This is a genomic window from Pseudomonas sp. NPDC089918 (assembly GCF_050280605.1).
Classification (GTDB): Bacteria; Pseudomonadota; Gammaproteobacteria; order Pseudomonadales; family Pseudomonadaceae; genus Aquipseudomonas.
Window position 1 is genome coordinate 1 of sequence record NZ_JBNNVP010000096.1, and the last position, 2,789, is coordinate 2,789.

At 57.9% G+C, this 2,789-nt stretch carries 2 pseudogenes; both read right to left on the bottom strand.

Going from position 1 to position 2,789, the window contains the following annotated elements:
• Positions 1-102 (bottom strand): annotated as a pseudogene (locus ACQKPC_RS30220) (hypothetical protein); the annotation flags it as partial.
• A pseudogene (gene rpoB, locus ACQKPC_RS30225) lies at positions 75-2,693 on the bottom strand (DNA-directed RNA polymerase subunit beta); the annotation flags it as partial. The pseudogenes rpoB and ACQKPC_RS30220, both read right to left, overlap by 28 nt.
• Positions 2,694-2,789: the final 96 nt, after the last annotated feature.

Here is a 2,789-nt window from a genome sequence, read left to right on the forward strand (position 1 = left end):
TTTCACGCCCAGCAGATTGGTGCCCTTGGCTGCCCAGTCACGGCTCGAGCCGGTGCCGTATTCTTGCCCGGCGATCACCACCAGCGGTGTCCCCGTTCTTTGATCAACACGTTGAAGGACTCGGGCATGCCCGGCTCCATACGGTGATCGCCGTCCACGATGTTTTTGTACATCTTGGTCCGACCGTTCACATCGTCCGACTTCACTGTGAGCATTTCTTGCAGAGTGTAAGCAGCACCGTATGCTTCCAGTGCCCAGACCTCCATCTCCCCGAAACGCTGACCACCGAACTGTGCCTTACCACCCAGCGGCTGCTGGGTAACCAGGCTGTACGAACCGGTAGAACGAGCGTGCATCTTGTCGTCTACCAAGTGGTTCAGCTTCAGCATGTACATGTAGCCAACAGTAACCGGGCGCTCGAACTTGTTGCCGGTACGGCCGTCGGTCAGCTGCATCTGGCCGCTTTCTGGCAGGTCTGCCAGTTTCAGCATGGCCTTGATTTCGCTTTCCTTGGCACCGTCGAACACTGGAGTGGCCATTGGTACGCCGCCACGCAGGTTCTTCGCCAGATCCAGGATTTCCTGGTCGGAGAAGCTATCCAGATCTTCGTTACGACCGCCGATCTGGTTGTAGATCTCGTCCAGGAAGGTGCGAAGTTCAGCAACTTTACGCTGCTCTTCGACCATCCGGTTGATCTTCTCGCCCAGACCTTTGGCCGCGAGGCCCAGGTGGGTTTCAAGGATCTGACCAACGTTCATACGCGAAGGTACGCCCAACGGGTTGAGGACGACGTCGACCGGGGTGCCATTGGCATCGTGCGGCATGTCTTCAACCGGCATGATCACGGAGACCACACCCTTGTTACCGTGACGACCGGCCATCTTGTCGCCCGGCTGGATGCGACGACGGATTGCCAGGTAAACCTTGACGATTTTCAGCACGCCTGGAGCCAGGTCATCGCCCTGCTGCAGTTTGCGCTTCTTGTCTTCGAACTTGTCGTCCAGCAGACGGCGGCGATCAACGATGTAGGCCTGAGCCTTCTCGAGCTGCTCGTTCAGAGCATCTTCAGCCATGCGCAGTTTGAACCACTGACCATGCTCAAGACCGTCGAGAACTTCGTCGGTGATTTCCTGACCTTTCTTCAGACCGGCGCCGCCTTCGGCTTTGTGGCCGACCAGAGCGGAACGCAGACGTTCGAAAGTGGCGCCTTCAACAATACGGAACTCTTCGTTCAGATCCTTGCGGATCTCGTCGAGTTGAGTCTTCTCGATCGACAGTGCACGAGCATCACGCTCAACGCCGTCACGGGTGAAGACCTGTACGTCGATGACAGTACCTTTGGTGCCGGTAGGCACACGCAGGGAAGTGTCTTTAACGTCGCTGGCTTTTTCACCGAAGATGGCACGCAGCAGTTTTTCTTCCGGAGTCAGTTGGGTCTCGCCTTTCGGAGTGACCTTACCAACCAGGATGTCGCCTGCGCCAACTTCAGCACCTACGTAAACGATACCGGCTTCGTCCAGCTTGTTCAGTGCAGCTTCACCCACGTTCGGGATGTCTGCAGTGATTTCCTCTGGCCCAAGCTTGGTGTCACGTGCCACACAGGTCAGTTCCTGAATGTGGATCGTGGTGAAACGGTCTTCCTGAACAACACGCTCGGACAGGCAGATGGAGTCTTCGAAGTTGAAGCCGTTCCATGCCATGAACGCGATACGCATGTTCTGACCCAGAGCCAGTTCACCCATGTCGGTGGACGGACCGTCGGCCATGATGTCGCTGCGCTGAACCCGATCACCCTTGCTCACCAGCGGACGCTGGTTGATGCAGGTGTTCTGGTTGGAGCGGGTGTACTTGGTCAGGTTGTAGATGTCGACACCAGCTTCGCCGGTTTCAACTTCATCATCAGCAACACGAACCACAATACGGCTGGCGTCGACGGAGTCGATCACGCCGCCACGACGAGCCACGACGCAAACGCCGGAGTCACGGGCTACGTTACGCTCCATGCCGGTACCGACCAGCGGCTTGTCAGCGCGCAGGGTTGGTACAGCTTGACGCTGCATGTTCGAACCCATCAACGCACGGTTGGCGTCGTCGTGCTCGAGGAACGGGATCAGCGACGCTGCAACCGAAACCACCTGCTTCGGCGATACGTCCATCAAGGTGACGTCTTCCGGCGCCTTGACGGTGAACTCGTTCAAGTGACGAACAGCTACCAGCTCGTCGATCAGGACTTTCTTGTCGTTCATCGTGGCCGAAGCCTGAGCGATCACGTGATCAGCTTCTTCGATGGCGGACAGGAACACGATCTCGTCGGTGACCAGAGCGTCTTTCACCACACGGTACGGGCTCTCGAGGAAGCCGTACTGGTTGGTGCGCGCATAGGCAGCCAAGGAGTTGATCAGACCGATGTTCGGACCTTCCGGCGTTTCAATCGGGCATACACGACCGTAGTGAGTCGGGTGTACGTCACGCACTTCAAAGCCAGCACGCTCACGAGTCAGACCGCCAGGGCCGAGTGCAGAAACACGACGCTTGTGGGTGATCTCGGACAGCGGGTTGTTCTGGTCCATGAACTGGGAAAGCTGGCTGGAACCGAAGAACTCTTTCACCGCCGCAGCCACTGGCTTGGCGTTGATCAGGTCTTGCGGCATCAGGCCTTCGCTTTCAGCCATCGACAGACGCTCTTTGACCGCACCAGGCCGCGAGCAGCACCATACCGGCAGCGGGAATCAGCAACGTGCAGAGCAAGCCCAGCGACGACCACTTCAGGCGCAGCGCCAATACCGTCC